Genomic DNA, 13,995 nt, shown 5'->3' with positions numbered 1-13,995 from the left:
CCTACCCCGAAATCCCGATCCGGAGCGGCGACAGCCCCTCGATCTCCCCCTCGAGCACGGACCCGGGCTGTACCGGCCCCACCCCCGCCGGCGTGCCGGTATAGATCAGGTCTCCTGGCGCCAGAGTGTAGAACCGCGACAGGTGCGCAATCAGCTCGGGCACGCTCCACACCATCTCCGACAGCACCGCCTCCTGCACCGTCTCGCCATCCTTCCTGAGCGCGATCCGCTGCTCCCCGATCTCGCCGAACGCCGCCTTCGGCGTCAGCGTCCCGATGATCGCCGCGTTCTCGAAATCCTTGCCCAGGTCCCAGGGCCGCCGTTTCTCCTTCGCCGCCGCCTGCAGGTCCCGCCGCGTCAGGTCGATCCCGCAGGCATAGCCATAGACCAGCCCCAGCGCGTCGGCCTCGGCGACATCGCTGCCGCCCTTGTCCAGCGCCACCACGAACTCCATCTCGTGATGGCAATCCGCGGTCCCCGGCGGATAGTCGATCTCGCCCCCCGACAGGCACAGCGCATGGGCCGACTTGGTGAAATAGAACGGCGCCTCACGGTCGACCTCGTTGCCCATCTCGGCGGCATGGGCGGCATAGTTGCGCCCGACACAGAAGATGCGGCGCACGGGAAACTCCCGCGCCTCGCCCTCCACGGGCACCACGGGTTGCTCGGGCGCATCGAACAGGTACTCGGCAGGCATGGGCGTCTCCTTTGGCGTTCGCCCGCCTTATGGGCGCCGCCAAGCACGAAGTCAAAGCCCGCTCACGCCACCCTCACCCCGCGCGACCACACGCCCCTCACCGCCGGCACGCCGCCGCGCAGCGCGAACCTTACCACGTCCGCCCTTTGGCCCCCGGCAATCTCGCCCCGGTCCTCCAGGTGCACCGCCCTCGCCGGGTTCCGCGTCACCGTCGCGATCCCCCGCGCCATGTCGCCCCAGATCTCGCCCAGCTGCACCGCCGCCATCAGCAACGCGGCCGGCACGTAATCCGAACTCAGGATATCCAGAAGCCCCGCCTCGGCCAGCTCCCGCGCCGCCACGTTCCCCGAATGCGACCCGCCGCGAATGAGGTTCGGCGCCCCCATCATCACCGCGATCCCGCAGGCGTGACAGGCCCTTGCCGCCTCCAGCGTCGTGGGAAACTCCGCCAGCCTGATGCCATAGCCATGCGAGACCGCCACCTGCGCCTCGGTCGTGTCGTCATGGCTCGCCAGCACCGCCCCATACCGCCCCGCCGCCTTCACCGCCTCGGCCTCGTGCCGGTCGCCATACTGCGCCCGCAGCGCCTTCAACTGCGCCACGTGCTCGGCGAACTCGGCATCGGAAAACCCCTTCTTCCCCTTCAGGTAATCCTCCAGCTTGCTGATATCGCGGAACTGCCGCTGCCCCGGCGTGTGGTCCATCAGGCTGACCAGCCCCACCCGGTCGGCCGCCCCGAACTCCGCCATCTCCTCGATCAGCGTTTCCGAACACACCTCCGCCCGCAGGTGCAGGAAATGGCTGATCTTCAGCGCATCCTCCGCCCGCAGCGTCCACAATTCCGACGCCAGCTGCCGGGCATATTTCAGGTACCGCCCCTGCCCGTTGGGAATAGAACCCACCCGCATCGCGTCGAACACCGTGGTGATCCCCGTCCCGGCAAGCTCGGCGTCATGCGCCAGGATCGCGGCGTTATGCGGCCAGTCGACCATCGGCCTTGGCTGGATATGCCGTTCGAGGTTGTCGGTATGCAGCTCCACCAGCCCCGGCGCCACGTAATCGCCACCGCAATCCACCGCGCCCGCGGGCACGCCGCGACCTGTCGCGATATCCACGATCTCCTCGCCGCGGAACCGGACCGATCCGGCGACGGTTTCCCCCGGCAGAACCACGGCGGCATTGGCGAGAACGATTTCCTGTGTCATGTCAGAGATACTCTTCGGTGGCAGGGAATGACGGGAAAGGCGGAACGATGGAATACAAGCGCTACGCGGTCTATTACACACCCTCCGACGAGGGGCTCGCCCGCTTCGGGGCGGACTGGCTGGGATGGGACATCGCCCGCGGCGAACCGGCCGACCAGCCCGAGATCGCGGGCCTGCCGGCGCCGCTGGCCGAGCTGACGGAATCGCCCCGGCCCTACGGGTTTCACGCCACGATAAAGCCACCCTTCCGGCTGGCCCCGGACCAGGCCGAAGACGCGCTCTTCACCGCCTTCGACCGGCTCTGCACCCAGATGCCCGCCGCTATCGTCGACGGGCTGGAGCTGGCCGCGCTGGGCCGCTTCCTTGCCCTCGTGCCCCGGGGCGATGCGACCAAGCTTCAGGGGGTGGCGGCGATGACCGTCGAAACCCTCGACAGCTTCCGCGCCCCGCCCACCGAGGCCGAGCTTGCAAAACGCCGCGCCGCGGGCCTCTCCGACCGGCAGGAGGCGCTGCTCGAACGCTGGGGCTATCCTTACGTGATGGACGAATTCCGCTTCCACATGACCCTGTCCTCCAAGCTGCCGAAGGACCGGATCGAACCGGTGAAAGCGGTCCTCGCCCAACAGCTCGACGGGCTCGTGCCCGAACCCTTCACCCTCGACGGGCTCAGCCTCGTGGGCGAGGGGGAGGATGGCTTCTTCCACCTGATCCAACGTCACACCTTCCCCGCCTGAAGCCGCGCCAGAACCGTCTCGACGGTTCTGCCCAGCGGCCCGTCATTGGCCACCTCGATGACCTGCCCCAGCCCCTCGGGCAGGGCAAACCCCTGCCGCGACAGCCGCCGCGCGATTTCCGCCTCGTCCTCCCGGCCCCGCTTTGCCAGCCGCGCCGCCAGCACCTCCGCCGGCGCCGTCAGGTGCAGGGTGACGAACCGCTCGAACAGCCGCTCCGCCTGCCCCAGCACGGCCCGCGACAGGTTCACAAGGCACGTCTCGCCCTCGGCCAGCCGCGCCGTCACCGTCGCCGGCACGCCATAGAACAACCCGTGCGCCGGCCAGTGCAGCACGAACGCGCCCGCCTCCCGCCGCCGGGCAAACTCCGCCTCGCTCACGCCCTCGAAATCCTCGCCGCCCGCCGCCTCCGGCCGGGTGATCACCCGCCGCACCAGCCCCATCGACGGTTCGGCCTCCACCAGCGCCTGCATGACACTGTCCTTGCCCACGCCCGACGGCCCCACCACGCCAATGAGCGCGCCCTCGCTCATGCCGCGGCCGGCGTGAAGGCCGAGACGTCGACCTCCCGGTCACAGACCCGCTCCCGCGCCGCCACGTCGTGGAAGATCCCCAGGATCGCCGCACCCCGCGCCTTGGCCTCTTCGATCAGCGTCAGAACCGTGTCCCGGTTCTCCGCATCCAGGCTCGCGGTCGGCTCGTCGAGAAGCATCGCCGGATAGGTATAGGCAAACCCCCTTGCGATATTCACCCTTTGCTGCTCGCCCCCCGAAAAGGTCGTCGGGCTCAGATCCCACAGGCGCTCAGGGATATTCAGCCGTGCCAGCAGGCGCTCGGCCCGGGCCATCGCCTCCTGCCGCTCGTGCCCCGTCACCAGTAGCGGCTCCGCCACCACCTCCCGCGTCGGCACCCTCGGCACCACCCGCAGGAACTGGCTCACGTAGCCCAGCGTCTGCCGCCGCAAGCTCAGTATTTCCCTTGGCTCGGCCTTCGCCACGTCCACCCCGGCCACCATGATCCGGCCCGACGCGGCAAGGTAATTGCCATAGATCATCCGCATCAGGGTCGATTTCCCCGCCCCCGACGCGCCGGTCAGCGCCACGCATTCCCCCGCGGCGACGGACAGGTCAGCCCCCGCCATCACCGGGATCCGCGCGCCCCCCTGGTTATGCAGCACGAAAGATTTCGACACATCGCTCAGCGCGATCACGGGATCATGGGTCATAACAGGTTCTTCCAGCGGAAATAGAGGTAAGACAGCACCGAAGACGCCACCATCGCCACCACCGAGGCACCAAAGCCCCAGGGCGTGGCGATCCACGGCATCCACGCGAAATTCATCCCGAACACCGCCCCGATCAGCGTCGGCGGCATGAACAGGACGGCGACCAGGGAGAAGGTCTTGGTCACGGCATTCTGCTCGATCGTGGTCAGGCCGAAGAACGTATCGAGGATCAGGCTCAGCTTTTGCGTCAGGAACCCCGCATGTTCCGCCAGCGACGCCACGTCGCTCGACAGCACCTTCAGCGCGCGCGGCGGCTTCTTCCCGCCTCCCGCCGCCTCGCGGTTCAGGAAGGTCAGCGCCCGCTCGATCGTCACAAGGCTGTTCCGCACGTCCGACACCAGCGCCCCCGCCTGCCCCAGCGTCGCCAGGGCCGAACGCCGGTCGGCCACCTCGACCTCAAGGCCGTTGCCGAACAGGCCCCGCGACACCCCCTCGATCCGCCCGTCGGTCAGCTCGAGGATATCCGCCAGCCGGTCGATGATCTCGTCCAGTAGCCCGAACAGCACCTCCTGCGAGGAATTGGTGTCATAGGGGCTGTGCGCCGCCCTTGCCGGATAGGTCTTGAACGGCCGCGGCGCGTGGTACCGGATCGTCACCAGCCGCCCCTTGCACATCACGAAAGTAACCGGCGCCACCTCGTGCTTCTCGGTCTCCGACAGCGCCGGCAGCACCAGTGTCATGAAGTCGATCTCGCCGTCCCGGTACAGCCGGCTCGACAGCTCGATCTCCTCCATATCCTCCTTGCTCGGCAGCTCGGCCTCCGTGGCCCGGCCCACCTCCACCAGTTCCTCCGGCGTGGGCTCCAGAAGGTCGATCCAGACCGCATCGGTCCCGATCCCCTCCTCGCGCGCAAGCCCCCCGGCCTCGTCCGGTCTGAAACTCTCGATCATCGGCTACACCTGCAAAACACTCGACACCAGCAACTGCGTATACCCGTGCTGCGGGTCGTCCAACACCTGGTCCGTCAGTCCGGCCTCGACGACATGCCCGTCCTTCATCACCATCAGCCGGTCGGCCAGCAGCCGGACAACGGCCAAATCATGCGTCACGATGATGGCGGAAAGCCCCATCTCGCGCACCAGCCCCCGCAGCAGGTCCAGCAGCCTTGCCTGCACAGACACGTCAAGGCCGCCGGTGGGCTCGTCCATGAATACCAACCTCGGCCCGGTCACCAGGTTCCGCGCGATCTGCAACCGCTGCTGCATGCCGCCCGAGAACATCCCCGGCCGGTCGTCCACCCGGTCCTCCGAAATCTCGACCCGCCCCAGCCAGTCGATCGCCTGCCCCCGGATCTGCCCGTAATGCCGCGCGCCCACGGCCATCAGCCGCTCGCCCACGTTGCCCCCGGCACTCACGCCCATCCGCAGGCCATCCCTTGCGTTCTGATGCACGAACGCCCAATCCGTCCGCCCCAGCATCCGCCGTTCCGGCTCCGACATCTTCAAAGTATCGCGCAGCCCCTCGCCCCGCGTGTCGAACAGAACCTCGCCGGCATCAGGAGCTAACTGGCCGGCGAGGCAGCCCAGGAGCGTGGATTTTCCCGATCCACTCTCCCCGACTATTCCCATCACTTCGCCCGGATACAGCTCGAAGCCCACATCCTCGCACCCGATCCGCGCGCCGTAATACTTCGACACACCCTGAACCTGCAGAAGCGGTGTCATGCCACGCCCTCCTCGTAAGGCGCACCCTGCGCGCCCACATGCCCCGCCGCCCGGCGCGAGCGGCAGTAATCCGTGTCCGAACAGACGAACATCCGCCCACCCGCATCGTCGGTGATCACCTCGTCGAGGTAACTGTCCTCCGCCCCGCACAGGTCGCAGGCATGATCCGCCTTCGACGCCTCGAACGGGTGATCCTCGAAATCGAGGCTCACCACCTTCGAATGCGGCGGCAGCGCGTAGATCCGCTGCTCCCGCCCCGCCCCGAACAGCTGGATCGCGTCCATCTCCAGCTTCGGATTGTCGAATTTCGGAATGGGCGACGGGTCCATCACGTACCGCCCCTCCACCTTCACCGGATAGGCATAGGCGGTGGCAATCGCCCCGTGCTGCGCCACGTCCTCGTACAGCTTCACATGCATCAGCCCGTACTCCTCGAGGCTGTGCATCTTCCGCGTCTCGGTCTCCCTCGGCTCGAGAAACCTGAGCGGTTCGGGAATAGGCACCTGGTAAACCAGCACCTGGTCCTCCGTGAGCCGCTCCTCCGGAATCCGGTGCCGCGTCTGGATCACCGTGGCCTTCGCCGTCTCCTCGGTCGTGGCCACCCCGGCGGTCTTCTCGAAGAACTTCCGGATCGACACGGCGTTCGTGGTGTCATCCGCCCCCTGGTCGATCACCTTGAAGCAATCCTCGGGCGTCAGCGTCGCGGCACTCACCTGCACGCCCCCCGTGCCCCAGCCATAGGGCATCGGCATCTCCCGGCTCGCGAAGGGCACCTGGTAGCCCGGAATGGCCAGCCCTTTCAGGATCGCCCGGCGGATCATCCGCTTGGTCTGCTCGTCCAGGTAGGCAAAGTTGTAGGCCGTCACATTTTCGGCTTCATTTGTCATGAAATGGACCCTTTCAGCCATGGTCTCGCCGACATTCCCGGTTAGCGAGTGTCCCCATGTTCAAATCAAGAGAGGGATGAGAACAGATGACGACGATGGTAATCGTTGCGCTGATGGTAATCTTCGGCGCGGCACTTGTCGGGAAGATGCTCATGGACATGTTCCCGAATTCCGGTTTCGGACGCAAACCGGCCGACGACGCGGACGACCACACCCCCGCGGAATGACGAAGCGGCCGAGGCCGGCCCCGCACGGGCCCGGCTTCGGCTTGCCTCGCCCTTCGCGACACCCGTCTCATTCCGCCGCCTCCCCCGGGGCGAGGCCGTCCGAAAGGACGGAAGAGCGCGCCGCCTCCACCTCCCGCCGCAATTTCCGCACAAGCTCCAGCTCGCTCTGGAAATCCACGTAATGCGGCAGCTTGATATGCTCCAGGAACCCGGTCGCCTGGATATTGTCCGAATGCATCAGCACGAATTCCTCGTCCTGCGCCGGCGCCCCCTGGTCATCCTCGCCCAGCTCCTTCCAGCGCAGCGCCCGGTCGACCAGCGCCATGGAAATCGCCTTCCGCTCGGTCTGCCCGAAGACCAGCCCGTAGCCGCGCGTGAACTGCGGCGGCTCGGTCTTCGACCCCTTGAACTGGTTCACCGTCTCGCATTCCGTCACCGTGATCTCGCCGATCTCGATGGCGAAGCCCAGCTCGGGGATATCCATCTCCACAGCCACGGCCCCGATGCGCAGCTCGCCCACGAAGGCGTGGTTGCGCGCATAGCCCCGCTGGGTCGAGTACGCCATGCCCAGCACGAACCCCTCGTCGCCCCGCGTCAGCGACTGCAGCCTTAGCGGCCGCCCGGCAGGCAATTCCATCGGCTCCCGCGTCAGGTCCGGCGGCACCTCGTCACTCTCCGGCTCGTCCTGGATCAGCCCCTCGCGGTTCAGGTACCCGGTAATATGCGGCACGTCCCCGCCCTGCGGCGTGCCCTCCGGCGCCTCCGGCACCTCGCCATCGGCGGCCAGTTTGAAATCCAGCAGACGATGTGTGTAATCGAAGGTCGGCCCCAGAACCTGCCCGCCCGGCGCATCCTTGAACGTCGCCGAGATCCGCCGGTCACAGGCCATCTCGCCCGTCTCGATGGGCTTCGACGCGCCGAACCGCGGCAGGGTCGTCCGGTACGCCCGGATCAGGAAGATCGCCTCGATCAGGTCGCCGCGCGACTGCTTGATCGCCAGCGCCGCAAGGTCCGGATCGTACAGCGACCCCTCCGCCATCACCCGGTTCACCGCCAGGCTCAACTGCTCCCGGATCTGCGCCACCGAAAGCTCGGCCACGCCCCGGTCGCCCCGCCGCTCGTCGGCCAGCCACGCATGGGCGTTGTCGATCGCCCGTTCGCCACCCTTGACCGCTACGTACATGGCGCATCCTCCAGTCTGGTCGAGCGCGGCAAGGCGGCCACCCGGTTGCCGCAGGTCAGGAAGAAATCCACCCCCAGCGGAAACCGCCGCGCATTACTCCGCATCGCGTCCGCATCCGGCAGGCTCAGCTCCGCCCGCTCCTTGATCCCCGGCCCGCGCAGCCCCGTGCCCTTGGCCTCCAGCCGCTCCATCTCGACAATCAGCGTCGCTGAACGATCCGGATATTCCGGCGTCCCCACCGCGTACTGCGACAATGGCATCAGCGCATCCCAGTCCCCCAGCGCGAACTGCGCGCGCTCAGCCGCCACAACCGGCGCCCCGGTATGAAACGCCAGCCACTCCCGCAATTCGCCCGTGTCATACGCCCCGGCCAGATAAACCCCCGTTTCATGGTCACACAGCGTCAGCAAAAGCGTCCCCGCCGCCACCGACACCGGCGCCGGCGGCCGTGCCGCGTCGAGATCCTCTATCGTGCCCGGCCGCGCCATCACCCGCATCGCCGCGCGAAACGCCCGCGCGGCCTCCACCGGCGCATCCCCGAACCCGCCTTCCAGAACCGCCGCGTCCATCAATCCTCTCCCCGCACCATGGTGAAGAAATCCACCTTCGTCGCCGCGGCCTTCGCCGCCCTCGCGGCCCTTGCCGTCTCCAGCGTCTCCGCCAGCGGATCGAGGATCGCCTCGCGCACCGTCGCGGCCTCGCCCGTCTGCATCAGCGCATCCACCAGCGCCGCCTGCCGGGCCTGCCGCTTGTCGCGCCCCTGCACATAGCCATGCCCCACCGCGCCGCCTTCCAGCTTCAGCGAACAGCGCGTCACCGTCATCTCGCCCAGGTTGAACGGCGCCCCCGTCGCCCCGGCCCGGCCGCGCACCATCACGCCGCCGGCCTCCGGCGCCCGAAGCCAGTCATGCCCGGGCTCCTCCCCGAACGCCTCCCAAAGCCGTGCCAGCTCCGTCGCCGGGGCCTTGGCCAGAAGGCCCATCCATGCCTTGCGCTCGTCATTCGCGGTCATCTAGACACCTTGCCAGCTTGTCTAATTTACTATACAACTAGACAAATCAATAGACCGACTTGCCGAGTCGGACAAGGCATTCCGACGTGAAAGTTTCGTGACATGGCCCCCACCGCCAAGCGCACCCCGATCTGGAAGTCGATCCACGACACCCTCCGCCGCGACATCTCCGAACGTCGCTACGCCCCCGGCGACAAGCTGCCCACCGAGGCCGCCCTCGCCCAGCGCTTCGGCGTCAACCGCCACACCGTCCGCCGCGCTCTGGCCACGCTCGCCGAAGACGGCCTCGTCCACCCGCGCCGCGGCGCCGGCGTCTTCGTCGCCCAAAGCCACACCGACTATCCCATCGGCAAGCGCGTCCGTTTCCACCAGAACCTCCGCGCCGCGGGCCACCTGCCCGCCAAGCAGATCCTCGCCATGGAAACCCGCGCCGCCGATGCGACCGAGGCCGACCTCCTCGCCCTCTCCCCCGGCGACCCCGTCCATGTCTACGAAGGCCTCTCCCTCTCCGACGGCCAGCCCGTCGCGCTTTTCCAAAGCATCTTCCCCGCCGCCCGCTTCCCCACCCTGCCAGAAGCGCTCACCCGCCTCCGCTCCGTCACTGCCGCGCTCGCCGAACAGGGCCTGCCCGACTACACCCGCGCCTGGACCCGGCTGAACGCCAAGCTCGCCACCCCCACCCAGGCCCTCCACCTGCAAACCCGCGAAGGCGCGCCCCTCCTGCGCACCCTCTCCCTCAACGTCGACGAGGCCGGCAAACCGGTCGAATACGGCCGCACCTGGTTCTCCGGCGACCGCGTCACCCTCACGGTCGCGGACCCGTGATCGAAACCCCGAACCCCCTGTCACCAAACCGATAAACAAATCGGCTACCCTGTGGAAAACCCGAGCATGAGAGCAGCCCCATGTCCGCCAGCCCCCCCGCCATGCGCCTGACCGGCGCGGCCATCCTGCGCGACGGCGAGTTTCACGCCGCCCCCGTGGCGGTCGAGGGCGGCCTGATCTCCGACGCCCGCCTGCCCGAGGTCGACCTCTCGGGTTTCCTCGTCCTGCCCGGCATCGTCGACCTGCATGGCGACGCCTTCGAACGCCACCTCCGGCCCCGCCCCTCGGCGCCCTTCCCGGCCGAACAGGCCCTCGTCTCCACCGACCGCGACGCCGCCGCCAACGGGCTCACCACCGCCTGGATGGCGCAAAGCTGGTCCTGGGAAGGCGGCCACCGCGGCCCCGGTTTCGCCGAGACCTTCCTGCAGGCCCTCGACACCTACCGCCCCCGGATGCAGACCGACCTGCGCGTCCAGATCCGCTGCGAGACCCACACCACCGACACGCTCGAACGCCTCCTCGAGGCGGTCGAGGCGCACGCCGTCGGCTACGTCATCTTCAACAACCACCTCGACGAGACCCTCGCGCTCGCCGAAACCGACAGCACGCGGCTCGAGATGATGGCCCGCGCCATTGGCCAGTCGCCCGAGGCCTATACCGACGCGCTCCACCACGCCAAGCGCCAGGCCCAGGCCGTGCCCCGCTACCTCTGCACGCTGGCCGCCGCCTTCGACCGGCTCGGCATACGCTACGGGTCACACGACGACCGCCATCCTGAAACCCGCGAAACCTACTCGATGATCGGCGCCAAGATCTGCGAATTCCCCCTCACCCGCGCCGTCGCCAAGCTCGCCCGCGCGGTGGGCGACCCGGTGCTGATGGGCGCCCCCAACGTGGTGCGCGGCGGCTCGCAAAAGGGGCACGTCTCCGCGCTCGAACTGGTGGCGCTCGGCAAATGCGACGCGCTCGTCTCCGACTACCATTACCCCTCGATGGCCGCCGCCGCCTTCCGGCTGGCGGATGAGGGCGTGCTCTCCTTCGCCCGGGCATGGAAGCTCATCTCCGAAAACCCCGCCCGCATCATGCGCCTGAATGATCGCGGCACCATCGCCGAGGGCAAGCGCGCCGACCTCGCCATCGTCAACACCGAAACCCGCCAGGTCGAGGCCACGCTCGTCGCCGGCCGCGTCACCCACCTGACGGGCGAGGCCGCCCTCCGCTTCCTCGCCTCCCCCGGCCGCCTCGCCATGGCGGCCGAATGAGCGTCACGAAAGCTTTGCAGGCCCGACACGCCCCCGTCGCAAACCCCGCCTATCCCGGGCCGCGTTAAAAACAAGCATTTCAGCACCAATAAGGGCGGCCCCCCAGGGGTCGCCCGCTTTCCCTCATCCGCCGTATTTCTCAAGGAACGCTTCCGCCATCAGCCCCCGGAAATCCTCCAGCGCCGCCCGCAGCCTTTCGTGGTCCCAATCCCACCACGCCAGCGCCATCAGCCGCTCCGCCACCGGCCCCGGCAGGCGCTCCCGCATGGGCTTCGCCGGTACCCCGGCCACGATCATGTAGGGCGCCACATCCTTCGTCACCACGGCCCCCGCCGCCACCACCGCGCCATGCCCCACCGTCACCTCCGGCTTCACCTGCGCGTTGTGCCCGATCCAGGTGTCATGCCCGATCACCACCCGCCGCGCCCGCCGTGCCTCGAACCACGCGGCGTCATCCGCCTCCTCGGGCCAGTAATAGGCCGACCGGTACATGAAATGATGCAGGCTCGCCCGGTCGAGGGGATGATCACTCGCCCCCAGCCGCACGAAACTCGCGATATTGGCGAACTTGCCCACATCCGCATTCGCGATGTCGCAATACCGGTCGCAATAGGAATAATCGCCCATCACCGTATGCTGCACCCGGGCCCCCTGCCCGATCTCGCAATACCGCCCGAAGGTGCTCTCCGTGATCTCGCACCCCGGATGCACATACGGCTCCAGCCCCAGCTCCGGCATGGGCCCACCCCTCGCTTCTTCTTGGTCCAAATACTCTCGCCGAAGGCGTCCGACGCCTCAGACCCCGCTGTCGTCCGAGGTGATAAGCCGCTTCCGCAACCAGCCGGATATCGTATCCATCGCCATCACCATAAGCACGATCAGCACGATGTAATAGCTCACCTCTTCCCAGTCCTTCTGGGTGATGATCGCCTGTGTCAGCAAAAGCCCGATCCCCCCGCCGGTGATCGCCCCGATGATCGTGGCGCTCCGCGTGTTCGACTCGAGGTAATAGAGAAGCTGCGACAACAGCACCGGCGTGATCTGCGGGATCACCCCGAACCGATAGCGCTGCAACGGCTTGGCGCCCGTCGACTGGATGCCCTCGATCTGCTTGTCGTCCACGTTCTCCAGCGTCTCCGAGAACAGCTTCCCGAACGTGCCGGTATCCGTCAGCAATATCGCCAGCGCCCCGGTCATCGGCCCCGGCCCGAAGGCCCGCGCCAGGACGATGGTCCAGATCAGCGCATCCACCCCCCGGACAAAGTCGAACACCCGGCGCACCCCGAACATCAGCACCTTCACCGGCGTGAAGTTCCGCGCCGCAAGGAAGGCCAGCGGCAACGCCACGATGGCCGCGCCGAACGTGCCGAGGAACGCCATCAGCACCGTCTCGAAGATCGCCCAGGCCACCTCCGAATGCCGCCACATGGCGTTGTTCCAGAAATCGTGCCACATCGCGGCCGCGTTCGATTTGCCCTCGACCAGCCGCTCGTCCGACATCGCCAGCCCCACCAGCTCGCCGAAACTCTTGCCGTGAAACGGGCTCTCCAGCGTGAAGAAGAACAGCTCCCAGCCGAACTGGTACTTGAACAGCTCCGCCCGCGTCCGGGTCACCGTCAGCCGCCCGGCCTCCGTCGTCACCGCCAGCCGGTTCTTCGACGCGTTGATCCAGTCGGGCTGGTCCTCCATGCCCCCGGAGGGGAAGACCATGTCCACCCCCTGCCGCGACGGCTCCGCCTCCAGCGTGCCGTAACCGGGAATGTCGAAGAACACCCGCGCGCCCTCGTAGACCACGCGATAGCCCCGCCCCAGCTCGGCCACCAGCCCGGTCTCGGTCAGCGTCACCCACTCGGGCGTCATGCCTTCCGGATAGGTCCCCTTCCGCTCGCCCTCGATGGCGATCACCAGCTCGTCCGACCGGTCGTCCAGCGTCACGTGCGTCTTGTAGCTGTAGCTGTCCGCCACCAGCGTACGCGCGTTGTCGAAGCTCGCCCGCTCCGCCAGCCCGGCAATGTCGAAGCTGAAGAAGATATAGACGAAATAGGCGACGATCACCGCCGGCATCCCGAAATTCAGCAGCCGCTTCCGCCGGAACAGGCTTTCGGCCTGCTCCTTCAGCGACGGCCCGCCGTCTACTGTCATGGTCATAGCGGCCTCCCCCGGGTCAGCCGGTCACGGTAATGCGACGATACCTGGTCGAAGAACATGATCGTCAGGAACAGCAGCAGGAAGATCGCCGCCGCCTCGTCGAACTGCCCCTGCCCCCAGGACATGGCGTTCTTCAGCTCGTACCCGATCCCGCCCGCGCCCACGAAACCAAGGATGGCCGAGGCGCGAATATTGATCTCGAAGCGCAGCAGCGCATAGCTCAGGTAATTCGGCGACACCTGCGGAATGACCCCCAGCAGCATCCGCTGCGCCCAGCTCGCACCGACCGATTGCAGCCCTTCAACCGGTTTCAGCGAGGCATTCTCGTTCACCTCGGAAAACAGCTTCCCCAGCGCGCCAACGGTATGAAACGCAATCGCGATCATCGCCGGCACCGGCCCGCCGCCCAGCACGAAAATCAGCACCAGCGCGATGACGATCTCCGGCACCGCCCGCATCACGTCCATCACCCGCCGGAACACCGGGATCAGCCGCGGCCACCGCGCCATCCCCCTTGTGGCCAGCAGCGAAATCACAATCGCCCCCAGCCCGCCCAACAGCGTCGACGCGGCGGCAATATTCACCGTCTCGATCAGCGCCGGCAGGAAGTGCAGCAGGTGACCGGGCAACTCGCCCGCCTTCTCCCACGCCTCGCCCCAGACCTGCGCCGGGAACGCCAGCACGTTGTGCCACCCGTCCCAGAACCCCCCGGCATTGCGGCTGTCGGCCAGCATGAAGCCCGACACCATCAGCGCCACGAACACGATCAGCAATATGCCCGAATACGCCCGCTTCCGGCGCACCATGGCCATGTAATCCTCGCGGATCTCGCCGCTCCGCCCGGTGCCGCCCGCGCTCAGTTCCGCCAT

Annotated in this window: 17 protein-coding genes; 4 read left to right on the top strand and 13 right to left on the bottom strand. The window is 67.6% G+C overall.

Features of this window, described 5'->3' with window-relative positions; translation table 11 throughout:
* Nucleotide 1: 1 nt before the first annotated feature.
* Together QUV18_RS21325 and QUV18_RS21320 are read right to left on the bottom strand one after the other, a co-directional pair.
* The gene (locus QUV18_RS21325; protein ID WP_300896158.1) at nucleotides 2-697 is read right to left on the bottom strand and encodes a fumarylacetoacetate hydrolase family protein; all 696 of its coding nucleotides are present in this window, start codon (nucleotides 695-697) and stop codon (nucleotides 2-4) included.
* A 62-nt stretch (nucleotides 698-759) separates the two neighbouring features.
* The gene (locus tag QUV18_RS21320) at nucleotides 760-1,902 is read right to left on the bottom strand and encodes an alpha-D-ribose 1-methylphosphonate 5-triphosphate diphosphatase (RefSeq protein ID WP_300896156.1); all 1,143 of its coding nucleotides are present in this window, start codon (nucleotides 1,900-1,902) and stop codon (nucleotides 760-762) included.
* A 47-nt stretch (nucleotides 1,903-1,949) separates the two neighbouring features.
* On the opposite strand from QUV18_RS21320, the gene QUV18_RS21315 reads away from it, so the two are divergent.
* Nucleotides 1,950-2,636, top strand: coding sequence for a DUF1045 domain-containing protein (locus QUV18_RS21315; protein ID WP_300896155.1), 687 nt, complete (start codon nucleotides 1,950-1,952; stop codon nucleotides 2,634-2,636).
* Here QUV18_RS21315 and phnN read toward each other — a convergent pair.
* Genes phnN through QUV18_RS21290 form a run of 5 tightly spaced genes read right to left on the bottom strand, consistent with a single transcriptional unit; the run spans nucleotide 2,618 to nucleotide 6,448 of the window.
* Entirely contained in the window at nucleotides 2,618-3,166 is a 549-nt protein-coding gene (gene phnN / locus QUV18_RS21310; protein ID WP_300896153.1) for a phosphonate metabolism protein/1,5-bisphosphokinase (PRPP-forming) PhnN, read from the bottom strand. The genes QUV18_RS21315 and phnN overlap by 19 nt on opposite strands.
* The gene (gene phnL, locus QUV18_RS21305; protein WP_300896230.1) at nucleotides 3,163-3,843 is read right to left on the bottom strand and encodes a phosphonate C-P lyase system protein PhnL; all 681 of its coding nucleotides are present in this window, start codon (nucleotides 3,841-3,843) and stop codon (nucleotides 3,163-3,165) included. The genes phnN and phnL overlap by 4 nt, the downstream gene beginning before the upstream one ends.
* A gap of 11 nt (nucleotides 3,844-3,854) precedes the next feature.
* The gene (locus tag QUV18_RS21300; RefSeq protein WP_300896152.1) at nucleotides 3,855-4,808 is read right to left on the bottom strand and encodes a CorA family divalent cation transporter; all 954 of its coding nucleotides are present in this window, start codon (nucleotides 4,806-4,808) and stop codon (nucleotides 3,855-3,857) included.
* A gap of 3 nt (nucleotides 4,809-4,811) precedes the next feature.
* A complete protein-coding gene (gene phnK, locus QUV18_RS21295) occupies nucleotides 4,812-5,582 on the bottom strand; it encodes a phosphonate C-P lyase system protein PhnK (protein ID WP_300896151.1) in 771 nt (256 codons plus the stop codon).
* Entirely contained in the window at nucleotides 5,579-6,448 is an 870-nt protein-coding gene (locus QUV18_RS21290) for an alpha-D-ribose 1-methylphosphonate 5-phosphate C-P-lyase PhnJ (RefSeq protein WP_300896229.1), read from the bottom strand. The genes phnK and QUV18_RS21290 overlap by 4 nt, the downstream gene beginning before the upstream one ends.
* 107 nt (nucleotides 6,449-6,555) lie before the next feature.
* On the opposite strand from QUV18_RS21290, the gene QUV18_RS21285 reads away from it, so the two are divergent.
* Nucleotides 6,556-6,696: a hypothetical protein gene (locus QUV18_RS21285; RefSeq protein ID WP_300896150.1), complete on the top strand. Its 141-nt coding sequence runs from the start codon at nucleotides 6,556-6,558 to the stop codon at nucleotides 6,694-6,696.
* Between the two features lie 67 nt (nucleotides 6,697-6,763).
* Here the strand turns inward: QUV18_RS21285 and QUV18_RS21280 are convergent, their stop codons facing one another.
* Genes QUV18_RS21280 through phnG form a run of 3 tightly spaced genes read right to left on the bottom strand, consistent with a single transcriptional unit; the run spans nucleotide 6,764 to nucleotide 8,891 of the window.
* A complete protein-coding gene (locus QUV18_RS21280) occupies nucleotides 6,764-7,879 on the bottom strand; it encodes a carbon-phosphorus lyase complex subunit PhnI (RefSeq protein ID WP_300896149.1) in 1,116 nt (371 codons plus the stop codon).
* The gene (gene phnH / locus QUV18_RS21275) at nucleotides 7,870-8,448 is read right to left on the bottom strand and encodes a phosphonate C-P lyase system protein PhnH (protein ID WP_300896148.1); all 579 of its coding nucleotides are present in this window, start codon (nucleotides 8,446-8,448) and stop codon (nucleotides 7,870-7,872) included. The genes QUV18_RS21280 and phnH overlap by 10 nt, the downstream gene beginning before the upstream one ends.
* Nucleotides 8,448-8,891: a phosphonate C-P lyase system protein PhnG gene (phnG, locus tag QUV18_RS21270; RefSeq protein ID WP_300896147.1), complete on the bottom strand. Its 444-nt coding sequence runs from the start codon at nucleotides 8,889-8,891 to the stop codon at nucleotides 8,448-8,450. Before phnG ends, phnH begins: the two co-directional genes overlap by 1 nt.
* A 102-nt stretch (nucleotides 8,892-8,993) precedes the next feature.
* On the opposite strand from phnG, the gene phnF reads away from it, so the two are divergent.
* A complete protein-coding gene (gene phnF / locus QUV18_RS21265) occupies nucleotides 8,994-9,716 on the top strand; it encodes a phosphonate metabolism transcriptional regulator PhnF (RefSeq protein WP_300896146.1) in 723 nt (240 codons plus the stop codon).
* 80 nt (nucleotides 9,717-9,796) lie between these two features.
* Nucleotides 9,797-10,978 carry an alpha-D-ribose 1-methylphosphonate 5-triphosphate diphosphatase gene (locus tag QUV18_RS21260; RefSeq protein ID WP_300896145.1) on the top strand — a complete coding sequence of 394 codons (1,182 nt, stop codon included), beginning with the start codon at nucleotides 9,797-9,799 and terminating at the stop codon, nucleotides 10,976-10,978.
* Between the two features lie 123 nt (nucleotides 10,979-11,101).
* On the opposite strand, the gene QUV18_RS21255 is transcribed toward QUV18_RS21260, so the two are convergent.
* The 3 genes from QUV18_RS21255 to phnE (QUV18_RS21245) are packed head-to-tail and all read right to left on the bottom strand — an operon-like array spanning nucleotide 11,102 to nucleotide 13,995.
* Nucleotides 11,102-11,716 carry a chloramphenicol acetyltransferase gene (locus QUV18_RS21255; protein WP_300896144.1) on the bottom strand — a complete coding sequence of 205 codons (615 nt, stop codon included), beginning with the start codon at nucleotides 11,714-11,716 and terminating at the stop codon, nucleotides 11,102-11,104.
* Between the two features lie 57 nt (nucleotides 11,717-11,773).
* Nucleotides 11,774-13,126, bottom strand: coding sequence for a phosphonate ABC transporter, permease protein PhnE (gene phnE, locus QUV18_RS21250; RefSeq protein ID WP_300896143.1), 1,353 nt, complete (start codon nucleotides 13,124-13,126; stop codon nucleotides 11,774-11,776).
* Entirely contained in the window at nucleotides 13,123-13,995 is an 873-nt protein-coding gene (gene phnE, locus QUV18_RS21245) for a phosphonate ABC transporter, permease protein PhnE (RefSeq protein ID WP_300896142.1), read from the bottom strand. The genes phnE (QUV18_RS21250) and phnE (QUV18_RS21245) overlap by 4 nt, the downstream gene beginning before the upstream one ends.

This window comes from Roseovarius sp. (assembly GCF_030373445.1).
Taxonomy (GTDB): Bacteria; Pseudomonadota; Alphaproteobacteria; order Rhodobacterales; family Rhodobacteraceae; genus Roseovarius.
The sequence above is the reverse complement of the archived record's forward strand: the minus strand, read 5'-3'. Positions and strand labels throughout refer to the sequence as shown.